General features: G+C 68.7%; 18 protein-coding genes. 15 read left to right on the top strand and 3 right to left on the bottom strand.

What is annotated here, in order from left to right; translation table 11 throughout:
- Positions 1 to 24: 24 nt before the first annotated feature.
- The 3 genes from ACF8NF_RS20685 to ACF8NF_RS20675 all read left to right on the top strand — a co-directional run bounded on the left by ACF8NF_RS20685 (position 25) and on the right by ACF8NF_RS20675 (position 4,458).
- Positions 25 to 804: a response regulator transcription factor gene (locus ACF8NF_RS20685; protein WP_016446810.1), complete on the top strand. Its 780-nt coding sequence runs from the start codon at positions 25 to 27 to the stop codon at positions 802 to 804.
- 60 nt (positions 805 to 864) lie between these two features.
- Positions 865 to 1,734, top strand: a complete 870-nt coding sequence (locus ACF8NF_RS20680) for a sensor histidine kinase (protein WP_223275273.1) — start codon at positions 865 to 867, stop codon at positions 1,732 to 1,734.
- A gap of 150 nt (positions 1,735 to 1,884) precedes the next feature.
- The gene (locus tag ACF8NF_RS20675) at positions 1,885 to 4,458 is read left to right on the top strand and encodes an AI-2E family transporter (protein ID WP_392451190.1); all 2,574 of its coding nucleotides are present in this window, start codon (positions 1,885 to 1,887) and stop codon (positions 4,456 to 4,458) included.
- Positions 4,459 to 4,483: 25 nt separating this feature from the next.
- Here ACF8NF_RS20675 and ACF8NF_RS20670 read toward each other — a convergent pair whose 3' ends face one another.
- Complete coding sequence (locus tag ACF8NF_RS20670) at positions 4,484 to 5,620, bottom strand: iron-containing alcohol dehydrogenase (protein ID WP_392451188.1); 1,137 nt, start codon at positions 5,618 to 5,620, stop codon at positions 4,484 to 4,486.
- Positions 5,621 to 5,892: 272 nt separating this feature from the next.
- Between ACF8NF_RS20670 and ACF8NF_RS20665 the strand changes: the two genes are divergently transcribed.
- Positions 5,893 to 6,897, top strand: coding sequence for an alpha/beta hydrolase fold domain-containing protein (locus ACF8NF_RS20665; RefSeq protein WP_392451187.1), 1,005 nt, complete (start codon positions 5,893 to 5,895; stop codon positions 6,895 to 6,897).
- Between the two features lie 46 nt (positions 6,898 to 6,943).
- Positions 6,944 to 7,807 (top strand): YbgC/FadM family acyl-CoA thioesterase, encoded by an 864-nt coding sequence (locus tag ACF8NF_RS20660; protein WP_013802704.1) that lies wholly within the window; start codon positions 6,944 to 6,946, stop codon positions 7,805 to 7,807.
- A gap of 35 nt (positions 7,808 to 7,842) precedes the next feature.
- On the opposite strand, the gene ACF8NF_RS20655 is transcribed toward ACF8NF_RS20660, so the two are convergent.
- Positions 7,843 to 8,790 (bottom strand): folate-binding protein YgfZ, encoded by a 948-nt coding sequence (locus ACF8NF_RS20655; protein WP_046238574.1) that lies wholly within the window; start codon positions 8,788 to 8,790, stop codon positions 7,843 to 7,845.
- A 46-nt stretch (positions 8,791 to 8,836) separates the two neighbouring features.
- Here ACF8NF_RS20655 and mltG point away from each other — a divergent pair, with 46 nt between their 5' ends.
- The 6 genes from mltG (at position 8,837) to ACF8NF_RS20625 (ending at position 13,753) form a co-directional block, all read left to right on the top strand.
- The gene (gene mltG, locus ACF8NF_RS20650) at positions 8,837 to 9,838 is read left to right on the top strand and encodes an endolytic transglycosylase MltG (protein WP_016446816.1); all 1,002 of its coding nucleotides are present in this window, start codon (positions 8,837 to 8,839) and stop codon (positions 9,836 to 9,838) included.
- Between the two features lie 69 nt (positions 9,839 to 9,907).
- On the top strand, positions 9,908 to 10,594 hold the full coding sequence (gene tmk / locus ACF8NF_RS20645; protein WP_016446817.1) for a dTMP kinase: 687 nt from the start codon (positions 9,908 to 9,910) through the stop codon (positions 10,592 to 10,594).
- Positions 10,591 to 11,640: a DNA polymerase III subunit delta' gene (locus tag ACF8NF_RS20640; protein ID WP_016446818.1), complete on the top strand. Its 1,050-nt coding sequence runs from the start codon at positions 10,591 to 10,593 to the stop codon at positions 11,638 to 11,640. The genes tmk and ACF8NF_RS20640 overlap by 4 nt, the downstream gene beginning before the upstream one ends.
- 128 nt (positions 11,641 to 11,768) lie before the next feature.
- On the top strand, positions 11,769 to 12,128 hold the full coding sequence (locus tag ACF8NF_RS20635; protein ID WP_016446819.1) for a PilZ domain-containing protein: 360 nt from the start codon (positions 11,769 to 11,771) through the stop codon (positions 12,126 to 12,128).
- Between the two features lie 96 nt (positions 12,129 to 12,224).
- Positions 12,225 to 13,031 carry a TatD family hydrolase gene (locus ACF8NF_RS20630; protein WP_016446820.1) on the top strand — a complete coding sequence of 269 codons (807 nt, stop codon included), beginning with the start codon at positions 12,225 to 12,227 and terminating at the stop codon, positions 13,029 to 13,031.
- Complete coding sequence (locus ACF8NF_RS20625; RefSeq protein ID WP_016446821.1) at positions 13,028 to 13,753, top strand: ankyrin repeat domain-containing protein; 726 nt, start codon at positions 13,028 to 13,030, stop codon at positions 13,751 to 13,753. The genes ACF8NF_RS20630 and ACF8NF_RS20625 overlap by 4 nt, the downstream gene beginning before the upstream one ends.
- A 55-nt stretch (positions 13,754 to 13,808) precedes the next feature.
- Here ACF8NF_RS20625 and msbA read toward each other — a convergent pair whose 3' ends face one another.
- Complete coding sequence (gene msbA, locus ACF8NF_RS20620) at positions 13,809 to 15,626, bottom strand: lipid A export permease/ATP-binding protein MsbA (protein ID WP_392451186.1); 1,818 nt, start codon at positions 15,624 to 15,626, stop codon at positions 13,809 to 13,811.
- A gap of 189 nt (positions 15,627 to 15,815) precedes the next feature.
- Here msbA and tolB point away from each other — a divergent pair, with 189 nt between their 5' ends.
- The 4 genes from tolB (at position 15,816) to ACF8NF_RS20600 (ending at position 19,365) form a co-directional block, all read left to right on the top strand.
- A complete protein-coding gene (gene tolB, locus ACF8NF_RS20615) occupies positions 15,816 to 17,135 on the top strand; it encodes a Tol-Pal system beta propeller repeat protein TolB (protein ID WP_016446823.1) in 1,320 nt (439 codons plus the stop codon).
- A gap of 78 nt (positions 17,136 to 17,213) precedes the next feature.
- Positions 17,214 to 17,756, top strand: a complete 543-nt coding sequence (pal, locus tag ACF8NF_RS20610; RefSeq protein ID WP_016446824.1) for a peptidoglycan-associated lipoprotein Pal — start codon at positions 17,214 to 17,216, stop codon at positions 17,754 to 17,756.
- A complete protein-coding gene (gene ybgF / locus ACF8NF_RS20605) occupies positions 17,756 to 18,538 on the top strand; it encodes a tol-pal system protein YbgF (protein ID WP_017405548.1) in 783 nt (260 codons plus the stop codon). Before pal ends, ybgF begins: the two co-directional genes overlap by 1 nt.
- Positions 18,538 to 19,365, top strand: a complete 828-nt coding sequence (locus ACF8NF_RS20600; protein WP_046238572.1) for a ThiF family adenylyltransferase — start codon at positions 18,538 to 18,540, stop codon at positions 19,363 to 19,365. Before ybgF ends, ACF8NF_RS20600 begins: the two co-directional genes overlap by 1 nt.
- The last annotated feature ends 8 nt before the right edge of the window (positions 19,366 to 19,373 follow it).

Raw genomic sequence — 19,373 nt, 5'->3', positions numbered from 1 at the left:
GACGTGACATTTGAGGAGAACAGCATGAATCCATCCGACGTTCCCGCCGATGCCCGTCCCCTGATCGCCGATTCCTCGCGCGCCCAGGCCATGCTGGGCACGGGCCTGAGTTCCGCCATGTGGCCAGACTATCTGGCCGGCCAGCCCGACAAGCCCGTGCGCGTGCTGCTGGTCGATGACGATGCCCACATCCGCATGGTCATTGCCCAGGAAATCATGAACGACCCGCGCACCCTGGTCGTGGCCCAGGCCGGAAGTGTCCGAGAGGGTCGAAAGGCCATTCGCCAGCACGAGTTCGACGTGATGCTGGTCGACCTGAACCTGGGCGATGGCGAGGGCTTCGAACTGCTGGACATGATGAAGACCGTGCGGCCCACGGCCGAGGCCGTCATCATCTCCGTGATGGAAAACGACGAGCAGGTGCTGCGCGCCTTCGAGCTGGGTGCCACGGGCTACCTCGTCAAGAACTCCTGGTTCGGCAACTACCCGCAGGCCGTGCTGCAGGTGGCCAATGGCGGCGCATCCGTCACTCCCAGCCTGGCGCGCAGGTTGCTGCAGCGCTTCGACAAGACCCAGGGCGCCGAGCCCAAGCGCCGCTCGCCCGACGAGGCGGACCGCCTGTCCACCCGCGAGCGCGAGGTGCTGCGCATGGTCGCCAGCGGCTACACCAGCGCCGAGATCGGCTCGCGCCTGATGATCAGCGCCATGACGGTCAACACGCACATCAAGAACATCTACCGCAAGCTGCAGGTGCGCACACGCGCCCAGGCGGTGCGCTTTGCATCGCTGCGCGGCTTGTTCTGATTGGCTGGCGCCGCAGGGGCCCGTGCGGCCCGCCCCACCGCCGCTTCCCACCGCATGGCCATGAAGGACTCCCTTCGCGCATTGGCAGTCTGCCTGGCACTGGGCCTGCTGCAGATGCTGGCGCTTTGCGCCTGGCTTTGGCAGCAGGGCGACCAGGCTCCGCTGTGGCTTCGCCTGTGCAGCCTGGCCCTGCTGGTCTTGACGGCCTTGCTGTGTGCGATGGGTGCCTCGCGCCTGCGCAGGCTGCTGCTGTGGCGGCGCAGGCGCAGCCCCCGGCCTTCGCGCGAGGTGCAGGCCGAGCGCCGGCGCATTGCCGCCGATCTGCACGACGGCGTGGGCGGCCTTCTGGTGAATGCCATGGCCTTGCTGGAGCCGAGCGAAACCCGGCAGCGCCAGGCGCAGGAGTTGCTGGAGCAGGCCTTGCTGGACCTGCGCCTGCTGGTGGACGCCATGGACGCCGTGGAGGACGCCTTGCCCGTGCGCCTGGCGCGCCTGCGCCACCGGCTGCAGCCCGTGCTGGACCGCCGTGGCATGCAGATCCGCTGGAGCGTGGCCGATCCGCAGTCCGAGCCGGGCCTGCCCGATCTGCCCGATCTTCCTCGAGGCCAGTCGTCCCAGCACCTGCTTGCCATCACCCAGGAGGCCGTGAGCAATGTGCTGCAGCACGCACAGGCCAGCACGCTGTGGCTGGTGCTGCAGCCCCTGGAGCCGGGTATTGCGCGGGCGAACGGCGCCCATCCCGGCGCGCGCCGCGAGCTGCGCTGGGAGTTGCGCGTGGAAGACGACGGCCGCGGCCTGCCGCCCCGTACACCCGATGAGGCGCAGGGCATGGGCCTGGCAGGCATGCACCGCCGTGCCCATGCCATAGGGGCTACGCTGGACCTGGCGCCGCGTGCTGGCGGCGGCACGGTGGTGCGTGTGCGCTGGTGAGCTGGCGCGCTGTGGCAGCGGCGGCGGCGGAGTTCCAGCGATTGCGGTGCCCGCTGACAGGGCCGGCCCGCAGCGCGCTGTGCAATCCCACGATGGGCGCAAGTGCGGCAGCATCCACGCATGTATCCAAGCCCTGATGCCTGTCCCCCCATGAATCCACATCCCGACCTCACACCAGCGCCTTCCAGAAAACCAGGCGCTGAGAACGCCGCAGCCGATGCGGCCGGCAACGCGGCCGCTGCCGACGCGGCTTTCGCACGCAGCGTGCGTTCGGCCCTGCCGGGCCTGGCACAGCTGGCCGACATGGTGCCTGCGCTGCGCCTGCTCACCGGCCTGCTGGTGGCCAGCATCATCATCGCGGGCCTGTATTTCGGGCAGGGACTGCTGATTCCGCTGGCCCTGGCGCTGCTGTTCGGCTTTTTGCTCGATCCTGCGGTCTCCCGGCTCAGGCGCTGGGGCCTGCCGCGCATGGCGGCGACGCTGCTGGTGGTGGTCATGGCGCTGGCAACGCTGGCCGGAATGGGTACCTATCTGGGCAGCCAGGTGCAGCAGCTCAGCGCCGACCTGCCCACCTACCAGAGCACCATCCGCGACAAGCTGCGCAGCCTGCGCAGGAATGCCAACATGCCCAGCGCCTGGGACGGCGCCCTGCGCACCTATGACACGGTGGAGCGTGAGATCTCCCGCGGCGCCACCACGCCCCGCGTGCAGAAGGTGGAGATCCAGTCGCCCGAGCAAAAGCCCACGGCGCGCATGCTGCAGTGGCTGGGCCGAGTGGCCGAGCCCGTGACCACGGCCGGCATCGTGCTGCTGTTCGTGATCCTCATCCTGCTGGACCGCGATGACCTGCGCGACCGGCTGCTGCGCCTGATGGGCGGCAACCTGCATGTGGCCACCGACGCGCTGGACGAGGCCTCGCAGCGCATAGGCAAGTACCTGCGCATGCAGTTCGTGGTCAACATCACCTATGGACTGCCCATGGCGGCGGGGCTGTGGTTCATCGGCGTGCCGGGCGCCATTCTCTGGGGGGTGCTGGCGGCCATCATGCGGTTCGTTCCCTATGTGGGCGCCATGATCTCTGCCGCCTTCCCGCTGGCGCTGGCCTTTGCGGTGGATCCGGGCTGGCAGATGCTGCTGATGACGCTGGGGCTGATCATGGCGCTGGAGCTGATCAGCAACAACCTCATCGAGCCCTGGCTGTATGGCAGCAGCACGGGCCTGTCCACGCTGTCCATCATTGCGGCCGCGACCTTCTGGACGGCGCTGTGGGGGCCGATAGGGCTGATCCTGTCCACGCCGCTCACGGTCTGCCTGCTGGTGCTGGGCCGCTACATACCGGCGCTGCAGTTCATGGAGGTGCTGCTGGGCAGCTCCCCCGTGCTGGGTCCGGCCCAGCGGCTGTACCAGCGCCTGCTGGCCGACGATGTGGAAGATGCGGTCACGCTGGCGCATGAACTGGTGGACGCAAGGCTGCCGGCGCGGGCCTCGGCGGACGAACGCTCGGCCGCAGTGGCCGGCTTCTATGACGAGGTGGCGATCCCCGCGCTGCGCCTGGCCACCCAGCAGCACCTGGAGTCGGCCACGGCCGAGCACCGGCTGCGCCTGTCCAGCGGCATGGATGCCTTGGTCGAGGAGCTGCGGGAAAGCCATCCCGCGCCCGCAGCCCTGTCCTCGCGGGCCCTGCGCATCCATTGCGTGGGCGCGCGCTGGGAGGTCGATGCCCTGGCAGCGGCCATGGTGGCGCACAGCGAGGCGCTGCGCGGCCACGTGGTCAGCTGCTCGGACTGGGCGCTGGCGGCCGATCCGCAATGGCGCCAGCTGGGGCAGGGCGAGGGCGGCGGCCTGCCGCAGGGCCATGCAGGCGCACAGGCCCTTGGCGAGGCGCAATTGCTGGTGCTCTCGGTCTTCAGCGCCCAGCCCCAGACCGTGGCGCGCCAGATCATGCGGCGGGTGCGCCGCCACTGGCCGCATCTGCGCGTGGTGCTGGCGCTGTGGAATGCGCCGGCCGTGGTGTCCGACCCCGAGTTCGCGCGCCGCTGCGGCGCCGCCGCCTGCGTGTCCAGCCTGCGCGAGCTGCAGTTGTGGGTGGACGCCTTGCGCCTGCCCGACGCGGCAGGCCAGGGCCTGGCCGCGCCCATTCCCGATGACGATGAGCAGCGCGTGCGCCAGCTGCGCGACAGCGGCGTGCTCGGGCCCGGCCTGCCGCCGCTGTACCACGAGGCAGCCCAGCAGGCCGCCAATGCCTTCGACGTGAAATGGGCCCAGGTCTCATGGGTCGATGCCGACCGCGTGCACACGCCCGGCAGCCTGCTGGTGGCGGACCAGGGCGACCCCGCATCGGCCGGGATGCCGCGCGGTCAGTCCATCTGCTCGTATGTGGTGCACGGCGGCGAGCCCCTGGTGGTGCACGACGCAGCGCGCGACCCCCGGTTTGCCGGCAACCCCGCACTGCAGGCCATGCGGCTGCGCTTTTACGCAGGCGTGCCGCTCAGGAACCGCCACGGCGCGGTGCTGGGCAGCTTCTGCATCATGGACGACGCACCGCGCGAGGTCTCGCCGGCAGATCTGGAGCTGCTGGCCGTCATGGCCGAGCAGCTGATGCAGACCGTGGAAGTGCGCCGCATGATGGAAAGCGGCGCAGTGCCGGCGCCGGCTCCCGCTCCCGCGTCTGTACCGGCGCCGCCACCGGCCCAGTCACCGGAGCAGTCACCGCCCGGCCACTGAGCCCGCTCACAGCGGCTACGGCGGCTCACAGCGAGGTGGCCAGCATCTGCTCGTAGTCGTCGGCGCTGGCCAGGCGCGGGTTGGTGCCGTGGCAATGGTCCTTGAGCGCCCCGCCGATCACGGCCGCGAACTGGGCGCGCTCCACGCCCATGGCGGCCAGGCCCGTGGGCAGGCCCAGGCGGGCGTTCATGTCGCGTATGGCTTCGGGAATGTCGCTGCCCGAGGCCAGACCCATGGCGTGGGCCATTCGCTGCAGGCGCTGTTCGGCGCGCACGCTCTCGGCCTCGGCATTGAAGCGCACCACGGCGGGCAGGAACATGGCGTTGAGCGTGCCGTGGTGCAGGCGCGGGTTCACGCCGCCCAGGCTGTGGCTGAGGCTGTGCACGCAGCCCAGGCCCTTCTGGAAGGCCATGGCGCCCTGCATGCTGGCGCTCATCAGCTGGCGGCGTGCCTCGGCGTCCTGGCCATTGCGGGTGGCGCGTTCTATGTGCGCCCAGCCGCGCGTGAGGCCGTCCAGCGCAATGCCGTCGGCAGGCGGATTGAAGGCGGCTGCCATGAAGGTTTCCATGCAGTGGGCGATGGCGTCCATGCCCGTGGCGGCCGTCAGCATGGCGGGCAGGCCGTAGGTCAGTTCCGGATCGCAGATGGCGGCGCGCGGCACCAGGTGCCAGCTGTGAAAGCCCAGCTTGCGGTGGTCGTCCACGATGATGATGGCGCCGCGCGCCACCTCGCTGCCCGTGCCGCTGGTGGTGGGCACGGCAATCAGCGGTGCCACGCGCTCGGTGATGCGCGGCGAGCCGCCCTCGATGGTGGCGTAGTGCGACAGCGGCCCTTCGTGCGTGGCCGCAATCGCCACGCCCTTGGCGCAGTCGATGGCGCTGCCGCCGCCCACGGCGATCAGGCCGTCGCAGCGCTGCTCCTGGTAGATTGCAGCGGCCGCACGCACGGCAGCCTCGGTGGGGTTGGAGGGCGTCTGGTCGAACACTGCGTGCGGCATGTCGCCCAGCCCATCCAGCGCCTTTTGCAGCACGCCGGCCGCCTTGACGCCCTGGTCGGTGACGGTCAGCGGCCGCGTGATGCCCACGCGCTCGCACTCCTGGCGCAACAGGCGCACGGCGCCGAAGTCAAACTGGATCTGGGTGACGTAGTTGATGAAAGCCATGGTCGGTGACTCGTTGCGGGCCGCTGCGGCCCGTGGTGGGGATCAGGGGGAGTGCGCCGAATCTAGACCGCGCGTGCTGCACTGCAAACAAAGCAAACCCTGAGAGGGCGCCTGCGCGGTCACGGGGGCGACAGCACGGGCGTGCACTGCCATCGCATGGCTGCCAGGGCCTTGTGCTCGCGGCACAATGCCTGCTGCGCGGCGCCTGCCGTGCCTTGCCGGCCGCGCCGCATTGCCTTGCCAGATGGCTCCGATCGAACCTGTCCCTGAACTTGCTCCTGAACGTGCCCCAGCCCGAATCCCGCCCCCACGCCACGCCGCTGCCGGCGTCCCTGACCCACCAGATGCGCGATGTGCTGCGCCGCATGGAGCGCGCCGCACGCACGCCCATGCACCAGCTGGGCGCCGAGGGTGCGCGCGCCGCCTATGAGGCGGGCGCCGGCGTGCTCGAAATTCCCAAGCCCGTCCTGCCGCGTGTCGAGGACCTGCAGATTCCCGCGCGCGATGGCGCCTTGCTGCCCGCTCGGCTCTATGCGCCTGAGGAGCGTGCTCAGGCACCGGCCTCTGGCCTGCCCGTGCTGTTGTACCTGCATGGCGGCGGCTTCACCGTGGGCAGCGTGGCCACGCACGACGTGCTGTGCCGCCAGTTGGCCCACCTCTCGGGCGCCATGGTGGTCTCGCTGGACTACCGGCGCGCGCCCGAGCACAAATTCCCCACGGCCCACAACGACGCCTGGGATGCGCTGCAATGGCTGGCTTCGCAGGGCGCCTTGCTGGGCGCCGACCCTGCACGCCTGGCCGTGGGCGGCGACAGCGCGGGCGGCACGTTGGCCGCAGCCTGCGCCATCCATGCCCGCGATGCAGGCCTGAAGCTGGCCCTGCAACTGCTGATCTACCCGGGCACGACGGCCCACCAGGACACTGACTCGCACCGCCGTTTCGCACACGGGCTGGTCATTGACGAGCCGGCCATCACCTGGTTCTTTGCCCAGTACCTCAACAGCCCTGCCGACCGCGAGGACTGGCGCTTCGCCCCGCTGCTGGCGCCTGACGTGGACGGCGTGGCCCCAGCCTGGATAGGCCTGGCCGAATGCGACCCGCTGGTGGACGAGGGCGTGGAATACGCCGACAAGCTGCGCATGTCGGGCGTGCCCGTGGATCTGGAGATCTACCGGGGCGTGACCCATGAATTCGTCAAGATGGGCCGCGCCATTGCCGAAGCGCGCCGTGCACATGCCGACATGGCGCGCGCCTTGGCCGACGCCTTCGCGGCCTGAGAGCCAGGGCACCCAAGACACCCAAGACAACAGGAGAGAAAAACCCATGCAACGCCAAGATTTCCGCACGCTGCAACGCATCGAAGTGCGCTGGTCCGAAGTGGACGCCCAGAAGATCGTCTTCAACGCCCACTACCTGATGTACGCCGACGTGGCCGTCACCGACTACTGGCGCCAGCTGGGCATGCCCTATGAGTCATCCTTCGCGGCCCTGGGCGGCGAGCTGTTCGTCAAGAAGGCCACCACCACCTACCACGCATCGGCCACGCTGGGCGACGTGCTGCATGTGGGCATACGCTGTGCCAGGCAGGGCAATACCTCGCTGTTGTTCGAGGCCGGCATCTTCCGGGGCATGGAACTGCTCAACACCGTGGAACTGGTCTATGTGTTCGCCGATGCCACCACGCGCCAGCCGCTGCCCGTGCCGCAGCAGCTGCGCGACGTGCTCACCGCCTATGAGGCCGGCCAGAGCGTGGTGCGCGTGGCATCGGGCAGCTGGAACGACCTGGGCCGCGACGCCGAGCGCCTGCGCTTGGCCGTGTTCGTGCACGAGCAGGGCGTGCCGCGCGAGATCGAGATAGACGAGTTCGACCCCGTGGCCCGCCACGCCGTGGTCTACAACGGCCTGGGCCAGCCCATTGCCACCGGCCGCCTGGTCAGCGACAGCCCCGGCGCGGGCAGGATCGGCCGCATGGCCGTGGACCGCAGCGTGCGCGGCGGCCGCTGGGGCCGCATCGTGCTGGACAGCCTGGTGGAGGCCTCCCGCCAGCGCGGCGACCGCGAAGTCGTGCTGCACGCGCAGCGCCATGCCGAGTCGTTCTACCTGCGCGCGGGCTTCACGCCCGAGGGCGAGCCCTATGAAGAGGCCGGCATTCCCCACATCACTATGAGGAAAGTGCTCACCGCCTGAGCTGCAGGCAGCTCAGGCGGTGCAAGGCCCAAATCTCAAATGTCCTCGCGCAGCGCGTAGGGCAGGGGCTTGAGTTGCAGCGCCACGGCCTGCGCGGCATCGGCGCGCTGGCCCTCGCCCAGGGCGGCGTGGGCCAGCAGGCGCTGCTCAGCCGAGTTGATCTGCATGGAGACAATGGCGTCCCAGCCCCCGCCGGGCGCCGGGGCGGCCTGGACCACGGTGCCGGTGGCCTGCTCCAGATCCTCGGGCGTGAAGACTTCCATGCCGGCTGCCAGCGGCTGCTGGGCATGGGCGATGTAGGCGCGGCGCTTGAGCGTGCCCCGGAACTGGCTGCGGGCCACCACCTCCTGGCCCGGGTAGCAGCCCTTCTTGAAATTCACGCCTTCCACCGATTCGTAGTTGAGCATCTGCGGCACGAAGGCATCGACCACGGGTGCCGACAGCGTGGCGATGCCGCTGGCGACTTCGCTCCAGAGCCAATCGGCCTCACTGAGTGCGGGGCCTTCGGGCAGGGGCGTGCCCACGGGCGCCACGCGCAGGGCGCGCGGCTGGCCGGCGGCCGGGTACAGGGCGATCAGGCTGGCAGCCCCGTCGTCCGCCTTGGTCCAGGGTGCGGCGCCCGCGCCCAGGGCCTGCACGGCGGAGTCGCCGGCCAGGCCGAGCAGGGTGAAGTCGGCCGTGGCATCGCTGAGCTTGCACTTGGCGCGCAGCACGAACATGGACAGGCGCTTGAGCGTGGGTGCCAGCAGGCTGCGGTCGCACAGCAGCAGGATCTCGTCCTTGCTGCGCTTGAAGCCGATGAAGCTGGCCAGCATGCGGCCCTTGGCCGTGCAGAACGCCGCCAGACGCGCATGCTGCAGATCGAGCAGCGCGAAGTCGTTGGTCAGCTGGCCATGCAGGAATGGGGCGGCGTCTTCGCCGAGGGCGCGTATCACGCCGAGATGGGAAACGGGGGCGATGCCGTTCAGTAAAGGCTGGGTCATGGCTGAATTATGATCAGCCGCTCTATTGCTTGCTTGGACCGAGGTTGTGCGCTTTATCTTTCGCGCTTTGATGATGCTGCTGGTGCTGGCAGCCGTGCTGGCCGGTGCCGGCTGGTGGTGGCTGAACCAGCCCCTGCCGCTGTCCCAGCCCACGCTGGAGCTGGAGGTCGAACCCGGCACCACGCCGCGCGGCGTCGCCCGCGAAGTGGTCAAGGCCGGGGTGCAGACCGATGCGCGGCTGCTGTACGCCTGGTTCCGCGTCTCGGGCCAGGACCGGCAGATCAAGGCCGGCAACTATGAACTGACCACGGGCCTGACCCCCTATGTGCTGCTGCAAAAGCTCGCGCGTGGCGAGGAATCGCTCAAGGCGCTGACCCTGGTCGAGGGCTGGAACTGGCGCCAGGTGCGCGCAGCCCTGGCCCGCGAGGAATTCCTGCGCCAGGAAAGCGCGGGCATGGACGATGCGGCCCTGATGCAGGCCCTGGGCCGTCCCGGGGTGGCGCCGGAGGGCCGCTTCTTCCCCGATACCTATACCTATGCCAAGGGCAGCTCCGACCTGGCCGTGCTGCGCCGGGCCCTGCATGCCATGGACCGGCGCCTGGCCGATGTCTGGGCGCTGCGCTCGGCCGACACGCCACTCAAGAGCCCCGACGAGGCCCTGACCCTGGCCAGCATCGTCGAGAAGGAAACCGGCCGCGCGGCCGACCGTGCCCAGATCGCAGGCGTGTTCACCAACCGCCTGCGCATCGGCATGCTGCTGCAGACCGATCCCACCGTGATCTACGGCCTGGGCGAGAAATTCGACGGCAACCTGCGCCGCCGCGACCTGCAGACCGACACGCCCTGGAACACCTACACCCGCGCGGGCCTGCCGCCCACGCCCATCGCCATGCCCGGCAAGGCCGCCCTCATGGCCGCCGTGCAGCCCAGCCAGACCAAGGCGCTGTATTTCGTGGCGCGCGGAGACGGCACCAGCCATTTCAGTGCCTCGCTGGACGAGCACAACCGCGCCGTCAACCGCTACCAGCGCGGCCAGCAAAAGCCCTGAGCAAAAGCCCTGAGATATTCCCCAGGGCTGCTGCGGTTCCCGCGGCGCTTGCGTATCCTCTCTTTCCATATGACCAATGCAACCCCCGCCGGCCTGTTCATCAGCTTCGAAGGCATCGATGGCGCCGGCAAGTCCTCGCACATCGCGTCGCTGGCCCAGGCTTTCCGTGACCAGGGCCGCACGGTGACGCTCACGCGCGAGCCCGGCGGCACGCCGCTGGCCGAAAAGCTGCGCGCGCTGATGCTGCACGACGCCATGGACCCGCTGACCGAGGCGCTGATCGCCTTTGCCGCGCGACGCGACCACCTGGTGCAGGTAATCGAGCCCGCGTTGGCGCGCGGCGAGGTCGTGCTCTGCGACCGCTTCACTGATGCCACCTTTGCCTACCAGGGCGCAGGCCGTGGCTTCGACCTGCAGCCGCTGGCCACGCTGGAGCGCATGGTGCAGACGGGCACCGCCCCCCAGCCCGATCTGCTGCGCGAGCCCCACCTGACGCTCTGGTTCGACCTGCCCGCCGAGGTGGCCGCCGAGCGCCTGGCCTCGGCCCGCGTGCCGGACCGCTTTGAGTCCGAACCCGGCAGCTTCTTCGCCCGCGTGGCCCAGGGCTATGCGTCGCGCGCTGCAGCAGCGCCCCAGCGCTTTGCCCGCATCGACTCCAACGCCAGCCGGCATGCGGTCTGGCAGCAGATCACGCAGGTCATGGTGCGCCGGGGCTGGCTGGCCATCATGGTCGGCGGCCAGGGAGGTGCGGCATGAACGAAGCCCTGCCACAGCCGGCCGAGACCGACACCTCCTGGATTGCCGAACAGCGCACACGCCTGCTCGCACAGCGCGGCCATGCCTGGCTGCTGCAGGGGCCTTCGGGCCTGGGGCAGTACGCGCTGTCGCTGTCACTGGTGCGTGCCTGGCTCTGCGAGTCGCCGTCGCCGCAGGGCGCCTGCGGCCACTGCGGCAGCTGCCATGCCATCGACGTGCGCGCCCATGCCGACCTGTGCGTGCTCATGCCCGAGGTGCAGATGATGGCGCTGGGCTGGCCCCTGCCCGAGAAGGCCCAGGCCGACATCGACGACAAGAAGCGCAAGCCCAGCAAGGAAATCCGTGTCGAGGCCATGCGCGACGCCGTGGAGTTCTGCCAGCGCACCAGTGCGCGCGGGCGCGGCAAGGCCGTGCTGGTCTATCCGGCCGAGCAGATGAATGCCATCACGGCCAATGCGCTGCTCAAGACGCTGGAGGAGCCGCCAGGCGATGCGCGTTTCGTGCTCGCCAGCGAGGCATCGCACCAGCTGCTGCCCACCATTCGCAGCCGCTGCCTGATTCACACCATGGCCTGGCCGGATCAGCAAGAGGCCCTTTCCTGGCTGGACACGCAGGGCGTGCCCCCTGAAGCGGCCGCCGTGGCGCTGCGCGCAGCAGGCGGGCGGCCCGGCGATGCACTGGCATTGGCGCAAAGCGGTGGCGGCAGCGACATGGCGTCGTGGTCACAGCTGCCGCGTGCGCTGGCCAAGGGCGATGTGGCGGCCCTGGCCGCCTACGCGCCGCCCCATGCCGTGGAGGCCTTGCAAAAGATCTGCCACGACCTGATGGCACTGGCCGCAGGCGCCGCGCCGCGCTACTTCACGCCAGCCGACCTGCCTTCGCGGCCGCTGGACATGGGCCTGCTGGCCGAATGGTCGCGAACCCTGGCCCAGGCCGCGCGCACGGCCGACCATCCCTTCAACGCAGGCCTCATGGCAGAAGCCCTGGCCGCAGAGGCGCGGCGCGTGCTCATGTCCGGCCAGCCTGCCCGCCAGCGCCGGGCATGAAGGGCGGGGCACGGGAGAACATGGCCAGGCGCTTTTCGCCACATGAAAGCCCGGCCTGTTAACCTACGGCCCTGGGCCCGGTGCCGATTGCGCCGGCCGCTCACCGAACCAATGTCTGCAAACCATCCATGAGCACCGCACCCTCCACACCCCGTCCCAGCGTGATGCAACTGGCGATCAAGGAAAAGGCCGCGCTGTACGCCGCCTACATTCCCATGTTCGCCGAAGGGGGCGTTTTCGTGCCCACGCAGCGTGAGTACCGTCTTGGCGATGATGTCTACGTGCTGCTGACCCTGCCCGACGAGCCCCAGCGCTATCCCGTGGCCGGTCGCGTGGCGTGGATCACGCCCGCACGCGCCTCGGGCAACCGCACGCAGGGCATAGGCATACAGTTTCCCAAGGACGAGAAATCCGCCGAGCTCAAGGCCAAGATCGAGAATATCCTGGGCGCGGCGCTGAGCTCGGACAAGGCCACGCAGACGGTCTGATGGCTGCACCTGTTTCAGGTGCACCTGCCTGCCACGCATGCCGACAGGGAGGACAGCTCCCGGGTCGGCATGGCTGTTTCTGAACCACGAGATTCCATGTTTACCGATTCCCACTGCCATCTGAACTTCCCCGAGCTGCAAAGCCGCCTGCCCGAGATCCGCGAGGCCATGGCGGCCGCGCGTGTCACCCGCGCGCTGTGCATCTGCACCACGATGGAGGAGTTCGGCGATGTGCACCAGCTGGCGTTGGACCACGACAACTTCTGGGCCACCGTGGGCGTGCACCCCGATACTGAACACATGACCGAGCCCAGCGTGGGCGACCTGGTGGAGCGCGCCGCGCTGGCGCGCGTGGTTGCCATCGGCGAGACGGGCCTGGACTACTACGGCATGGAAGACCGCAAGGGCGGCCGCACCATTGCCGACCTGGAATGGCAGCGCGAGCGCTTTCGCGTGCACATCCGCGCGGCGCGCCAGACGCAAAAGCCCCTGGTCATCCATACCCGCAGTGCCTCGGACGACACGCTGGCCATCCTGCGCGAAGAAGGCGAGGACGGCTCGGCAGGCCAGGCCGGCGGTGTCTTCCACTGCTTCACCGAGACCATGGAGGTCGCGCGCGCGGCGCTGGACCTGGGCTACTACATCTCGATGTCGGGCATCGTCACCTTCAAGAACGCCCAGCACCTGCGCGACGTGGCCGCCTTCGTGCCGGCCGACCGCCTGCTGATCGAGACCGACAGCCCTTATCTGGCGCCCGTTCCCTATCGCGGCAAGACCAACAATCCGTCGTATGTGCCGTACGTGGCCCAGCAGATTGCACAGGTGCGCGGCATTCCGGTCGAGGAGGTGGCCGCCCTGACCAGTGCCAACTTCGATCAGCTTTTCAAGGGGGTTGTCGCATGAGACTGAATGCTGCGGCCGTCGGCCGCGTGGACCGTCGCCGCTGGCTGGCCCGGGCCGGCCGCGCCCTGACGGCCGTGGCTGCAGCCGGTGCCGGGCTGGCGCACGCCAGCCAGTACGACGACTACGTGCGTGCCATCGTCAGCGACAACGAGCGCGCCATGGTCAACCTGATCTTTCGCGGCTTCGATCCCAACACGCGCGACACGCGCGGCCGCCCGGGCCTGGTTGCGGCCCTGCACCAGGGCTCCCTGGGCGTCTTCGACGTGCTGCTCAAGTCCCCAGGCATCAAGGTCAACGAAGCCTCGCAGCAGGGCGAAACGCCACTGATGATGGCCTGCATCAAGGGCCACCTGGACCTGGCCAAGGAACTCATACGCCGGGGCGCCGATGTCAACCGCCCCGGCTGGACACCGCTGCACTACGCCACCTCGGCCGACCTGCCCCAAACGCTGGACATCATCAAGCTGCTGCTGGACAAAAGCGCCTACATCGACGCCGAATCGCCCAACGGCACCACGCCGCTGATGCTGGCTGCCCAGTACAGCAGCGAAGCCGTGGTGGACCTGCTCATCGCCGAAGGCGCCGACGTCATCCTGCGCAACCAGCGCGGCTTCACCGCCGCCGACTTCGCCAGGCAGGTGGACCGCCAATACATGGTCGACAAACTCACCAAGGCCATCAAGGCCGAACGCAAGACCCAGCCCTCGCGCGGGAGCTGGTAGCCGCCAGCTGCAAGCCGCAAGCGAAAGCGGCATGGCCGCCCCCAATCCTGTCCGCTCAGGTGGCGTGGTTCCTGCTCAACCTGGCATACAGCCCGTCGCGCGCCAGCAGTTCGGCATGCGTGCCTTGCTCGGCGATGCGGCCGCGCTCCATCACCACCACACGGTCGGCATGCTCGATGGTGGACAGCCGGTGGGCGATGACCAGGGTCGTGCGGCCCTGCATCAGCCGTGTCAGCGCCTCCTGCACCAGGCGCTCGGATTCGTTGTCCAGTGCCGAGGTGGCCTCGTCCAGAATCAGGACCGGCGCATCCTTGTACAGCGCCCGCGCAATCGCCAGCCGCTGGCGCTGGCCGCCGGACAGCTGGCTGGCGTTGTGGCCCACCACCGTCTGCAGGCCCTGGGGCAGGCCGCGCACGTGCGAGCCCAGGTTGGCGGCGTCCAGCGCCGCCCACAGCAGTGCCTCGTCTTCCACGCCACCCAGCGCCACATTGGCGGCAATGGTGTCGTTGAACATCACCACATCCTGGCTGACCATGGCGAACTGCTGGCGCAGGGCGGCCAGATCCCATTCGGGTAGGGGGGTGCCGTCCAGCAGCAACTGCCCATCCGTGGGCTGCAGAAAGCGCGGCAGCAGGTTCACCAGCGTGGTCTTGCCGGCGCCGGACGGCCCCACCAGGGCCACCACCTCGCCGGGTCGCACGCGCAGATCCACATGGCTCAGGGCGGGCGCCTTGTCCTCGCCAAACTGCACGGACACGTCGCGCAGCTCGATCTCGCCACGCGCCTTGCCGGGCACCTGGGTGCCGCCGGTCTCGTCGCCCGAGCCCTCCAGCAGATGCAGGCCGCGCTCCAGCGCCGCCACGCCGCGCGTGATGGGGTTGGCCACATCGGCCAGGCGGCGAATGGGGGCAATCAGCATCAGCATGGCCGTGATGAAGGCCGCGAAGCTGCCCACCGTCACATCCTGCACATTGGCCGCGGCGGCGCCCGTGCCCCGGCTTTGCCACAGTGCGATGCAGATCACGGCCGACAGGGCAGCAGCGGCCAGCAGTTGGGTCAGCGGTGTCATCGCGGCAGAGGCGATGGTGGCCTTGATGGCCAGCTTGCGCAGTTGCCCGCTCAGGCCGCCAAAGCGCTTTTGCTGGCCCTGCTGCGCGCCATGCAGGCGCACCATGCGGTGGGCCAGCACGTTCTCCTCCACCACATAGGCCAGGGAGTCCGTGGCCTCCTGGCTGATCTTGGTGATGCGGTACAGGCGGCGCGACAGCGTCTTCATGATCCAGGCCACGCCCGGCACCACGGCGGCCACCACCAGCGTCAGCTGCCAGTTCAGATACAGCAGGTAGCCCAGCAGCGCCACCAGGGTGAAGCCATCGCGCGAGATGCCCAGCATGGCCTGCACCAGCAGGGTGGAGCCGGTCTGCACCTCATAGACCACGGTGTTGGACAGCGATGAGGCCGACTGGCGCGAGAACAAGGCCATGTCGGCCGCCAGCAGCCGCTCGAACAGGCGCCTGCGCAGCGCCAGCATGCCCTCGTTGGCAATGCGCGCCAGCGCGTACTGGCCCACGAACTGCGACAGGCCCCGCACCAGGAACACGCCGATGATGGCCAGCGGCACCGACCACAGGGGCAGCGTGCCGTCGGTGAAGCCGCTGTCCAGCAGCGGCTGCAGCAATGCCGGTATCAACGGCTCGGTGATCGCACCCACCAGCGTGGCGGCCACGGCCATCGTCCAGGCCAGGCGCTGACCACCAAAATAGGGGGACAGGCGCTTCAGGCGCTGCGACAGGGTCAGGGTGCTGGCGAGATCATGGGCCGCCGGTGCGGCGGACGGCGCAGGGGCCGGCGGCGGTGAGGATGGTGCGTGCATGAAGCGCGGATTTTACGGCGGGCTTGCCGGGGGCTGCCCCATGGGGAACCGATGCGGCTGGCGGGGATCGACAAAGCCTGGGCCGACAGACCCTACAGTGCACGTTCTTACATCGTGACGCATCCAGTGTGTGTAACATTCGCACCTGTGCAAGTACCGGGGTCTTCCCGTAGATATTGATGAATGCCAATGACTATTGACCGACTCCTTTCTCCTTCCTCCCTGGCGGCCGTGCCGCGCCCTTCGCGCCGAACCCTGCTGGCCGCTCTTGCCTCCACTCCTGCAATTCCCGCGCTGGCCCAGTTCCGCGTCGAAGTGACGGGCGTGGGCCTGACCCAGTTGCCCATCGCCATTGCAGCATTCAAGGGAGAAGGGCAGGCGCCACAGAAGATCTCGGCCATCATCCAGGCCGACCTGGAGCGCAGCGGTCAGTTCCGCGCCGTGGACACGGCCGGCGTGCAACTCGATGAAACCTCGCGTCCCGATGTCGCCATGTGGCGCCAGAAAAGCGCAGATTCCCTGGCCGTGGGCAGCATCACGCGCCTGGCCGATGGCCGCTACGACGTGCGCTTTCGCCTCTGGGACGTGGTCAAGGGCCAGGACCTGGGCGGCCAGGGCTTTGCCGTCACCACCGGCGACCTGCGCCTGGTGGCCCACCGCATCTCCGACTACATCTACGAGAAACTCACGGGCGAGAAAGGCGTGTTCTCCACACGCATCGCCTACGTGACCAAGGCAGGAAGCAACTACCGCCTGTGGGTGGCAGATGCCGATGGCGAGAACGCGCAGTCCGCCCTGTCCAGCCCGGAACCCATCATCTCGCCCGCCTGGTCGCCCACCGGCACCCAGCTGGCCTATGTTTCCTTCGAGTCGCGCAAGCCCGTGGTCTATGTGCACGATGTGGCCAGCGGCCGCCGTCGCCTGGTCGCCAACTTCCGGGGCTCCAACAGCGCGCCGGCCTGGGCTCCCGATGGCAACTCGCTGGCCGTCACGCTCAGCCGTGATGGTGGTTCGCAGCTGTACCTGATCAGCGCCCAGGGCGGCGAGCCCCGCCGCCTGATGCAAAGCAGCGGCATCGACACCGAGCCGAACTTCTCCAGCGATGGCCGCTCCATCTACTTCGTCAGCGACCGTGGCGGCGCCCCGCAGATCTACAAGGTGCCGGCTTCCGGCGGCAGCGCGGAGCGCGTCACCTTCACCGGCAACTACAACATCTCGCCCAGTGTCAGCCCCGATGGAAAGTGGCTTGCCTATATCTCGCGCGTGGGCGGCGGCTTCAAGCTCCACGTCATGGACCTGGGCACCGGCACCGTGAATGCCATCACCGACACCACGGCGGACGAAAGCCCCAGCTTCGCTCCCAACAGCCGCCTGATCGTCTACGCCACGCTGCAGCAGGGCCGCGAGTCCCTGATGACCACCACGCTGGACGGCAAGATCAAGGCGCGGCTGGCAGGGCAGGGCGGAGACATCCGCGAGCCCGACTGGGGTCCGTTCCAGCGCCAGTGATAGCCCGGCTTCCTCGATTTCTTTTCAGTCAACAAGTCAACTCAGCACGAAGTCCATCCGGACATACGGAGATTTTTCATGATCACCATCAAACGACTTTCCCTGGCACTTGCAGTCACCGCACTCATGGCAGGTTGCAGCTCGGGCGTCAAGCTCGACGAAACCCCGGTCACCGACGCGGGCGCCTCCAGCACGGGCCAGGGCAGCGGTGCCGGCACCGGCAGCACCTCGCAAAGCGGCATCTCGGGCGTGGACCTGACCGGCTCGGCTGCCGACAAGGCAGGTCCCCAGGGCGTCAGCCGCATCGTCTACTTCGACTTCGACAGCTACGTCGTCAAGGCCGACGCCCAGCCCCAGATCGAAGCCCATGCACGCTTCCTGAAGGCGTCTTCTGCACGCAAGGTCCAGATCGAAGGCCATACCGACGAGCGCGGCGGCCGCGAATACAACCTGGCCCTGGGCCAAAAGCGCGCCGAAGCCGTGCGCCGCTCGCTGGGCCTGCTGGGCGTGAGCGACGCGCAGATGGAAGCCGTGAGCTACGGCAAGGAAAAGCCTGCCTCCGAAGGCCATTCCGAAGACGCCTACGCGCAAAACCGCCGCGCTGAACTGTCCTACCGTTGATGAACATGCAGCGCTCCCCGATCCTGCATCGCACCGCGCTGCGCACGCTGCTGGCTGCCGGCCTGATGGCCGGCTACGCCGCCAGCGGCCATGCCGCGCTGTTCGGCGATGACGAGGCGCGCCGCGCCATCCTCGAAATGCGCCAGCGTGTCGACAGCATGCAGCAGTCGCAGCAGCGCATGACCGAGGAAAGCGCGCAAACGCGCCGTGGCCTGCTCGAGCTGCAGTCGCAGATCGAGCAGCTCAAGTCCGAGCAAGCCAAGCTGCGCGGCCAGAACGAGCAGCTGCTGCGCGATGTGGCCGAGCTGCAGCGCGGCCAGCGCGACATCGCCAAGGGCGTGGACGAGCGCCTGCGCCAGTTCGAGCCGGTCACGGTGACGGTGGACGGCCAGGAATTCGCGGCCGACCCGGCAGAGAAGCGCGACTTCGAAGCCGCGCTGGCGCAGTTCCGCGCAGGCAGCTTTGCCGAAGCCGGCACGGCATTCTCGTCCTTCCTGAACCAGTGGCCCAAGAGCGGCTACGTGCCCTCGGCACGCTTTTGGCTGGGCAACGCGCAGTACGCCAATCGCAACTACAAGGACGCGATCTCCAACTTCCGCGCGCTGCTGGCGGCAGCCCCCATGCATGGCCGGGCGCCGGAGGCGGCGCTGTCCATCGCCAACTGCCAGATCGAGATGAAGGACACCAAGGGCGCGCGCAAGACGCTGGAAGACCTGATCAAGGCCTATCCCAACGCCGAAGCCGCAGCCGCGGCCAAGAACCGTCTCGCCAGTCTCAAGTGATGAACGACACGGTCTCTTCATCCCTTCCGGGAGAAGACAAGACAGCGCCTGAAGCAGGCGCTGTTTTTTCTGATGCCGACCTGCAGCGCCGCTTCGGCGGCCTGGAGCGCCTGTATGGCGTGCCGGGCGCCGCGCGCATCCGCGCCGCACACGTCGTCGTGGTGGGCATCGGCGGCGTAGGTTCGTGGACCGCCGAGGCGCTGGCACGCAGCGGTGTGGGCGAGCTCACACTCATCGACATGGACCATGTCGCCGAGTCCAACATCAACCGCCAGATTCACGCGCTCTCCACCACCGTGGGCCAGGCCAAGATCGAAGCCATGCGCGAGCGCATTGCCCAGATCAACCCGGCCTGCCGCGTGCACTGCATCGACGACTTCGTGGATCCGGACAACTGGCTGCGCCTGCTGCCCCAGAACGCGGACGCCGTCATCGACGCCTGTGACCAGGTCAAGGCCAAGACTGCCATGGCCGCCCATGCGCGCGCCACGCGCCAGTGCTTCATTTCGGTCGGAGCGGCCGGCGGCAAGCGCTTGGCGCACAAGGTGGACATCGAAGACCTCAGCGCCACCACGCACGACCCTTTGCTGGCCCAACTGCGCTACCGCCTGCGCCGCGAGCATGGCGCACCCAAGGAAGGCAAGCGCATCGGCATCGCCTGCGTCTTTAGCCGCGAGGCCGTCGCCCCGCCCGATGCCTCTTGCGCCATCGAAGGCGACGGCACGCTCAACTGCCACGGCTACGGCTCGGTGGTAGCCGTCACCGCCACCTTCGGCCAGTGCGCCGCAGGCTGGGTCATCGATCAACTGAGCCGCATCAAGAATTGAGGCGTAAA

Source organism: Delftia sp. WSY_22 (assembly GCF_043104185.1).
Taxonomy (GTDB): Bacteria; Pseudomonadota; Gammaproteobacteria; order Burkholderiales; family Burkholderiaceae_C; genus Comamonas; species Comamonas tsuruhatensis.
This window is presented reverse-complemented; position numbering and strand designations above follow the sequence as displayed.

Bases quoted from the DNA above. Each gene is read 5' to 3' on its own strand.
- ACF8NF_RS20685 (WP_016446810.1), top strand. From the start codon at position 25: ATGAATCCATCCGACGTTCCCGCCGATGCCCGTCCCCTGATCGCCGAT.
- ACF8NF_RS20680 (WP_223275273.1), top strand. From the start codon at position 865: ATGAAGGACTCCCTTCGCGCATTGGCAGTCTGCCTGGCACTGGGCCTG.
- ACF8NF_RS20675 (WP_392451190.1), top strand. From the start codon at position 1,885: ATGAATCCACATCCCGACCTCACACCAGCGCCTTCCAGAAAACCAGGC.
- ACF8NF_RS20670 (WP_392451188.1), bottom strand. From the start codon at position 5,620: ATGGCTTTCATCAACTACGTCACCCAGATCCAGTTTGACTTCGGCGCC.
- ACF8NF_RS20660 (WP_013802704.1), top strand. From the start codon at position 6,944: ATGCAACGCCAAGATTTCCGCACGCTGCAACGCATCGAAGTGCGCTGG.
- ACF8NF_RS20655 (WP_046238574.1), bottom strand. From the start codon at position 8,790: ATGACCCAGCCTTTACTGAACGGCATCGCCCCCGTTTCCCATCTCGGC.
- tmk (WP_016446817.1), top strand. From the start codon at position 9,908: ATGACCAATGCAACCCCCGCCGGCCTGTTCATCAGCTTCGAAGGCATC.
- ACF8NF_RS20640 (WP_016446818.1), top strand. From the start codon at position 10,591: ATGAACGAAGCCCTGCCACAGCCGGCCGAGACCGACACCTCCTGGATT.
- ACF8NF_RS20635 (WP_016446819.1), top strand. From the start codon at position 11,769: ATGAGCACCGCACCCTCCACACCCCGTCCCAGCGTGATGCAACTGGCG.
- ACF8NF_RS20630 (WP_016446820.1), top strand. From the start codon at position 12,225: ATGTTTACCGATTCCCACTGCCATCTGAACTTCCCCGAGCTGCAAAGC.
- ACF8NF_RS20625 (WP_016446821.1), top strand. From the start codon at position 13,028: ATGAGACTGAATGCTGCGGCCGTCGGCCGCGTGGACCGTCGCCGCTGG.
- msbA (WP_392451186.1), bottom strand. From the start codon at position 15,626: ATGCACGCACCATCCTCACCGCCGCCGGCCCCTGCGCCGTCCGCCGCA.
- tolB (WP_016446823.1), top strand. From the start codon at position 15,816: ATGACTATTGACCGACTCCTTTCTCCTTCCTCCCTGGCGGCCGTGCCG.
- pal (WP_016446824.1), top strand. From the start codon at position 17,214: ATGATCACCATCAAACGACTTTCCCTGGCACTTGCAGTCACCGCACTC.
- ybgF (WP_017405548.1), top strand. From the start codon at position 17,756: ATGAACATGCAGCGCTCCCCGATCCTGCATCGCACCGCGCTGCGCACG.
- ACF8NF_RS20600 (WP_046238572.1), top strand. From the start codon at position 18,538: ATGAACGACACGGTCTCTTCATCCCTTCCGGGAGAAGACAAGACAGCG.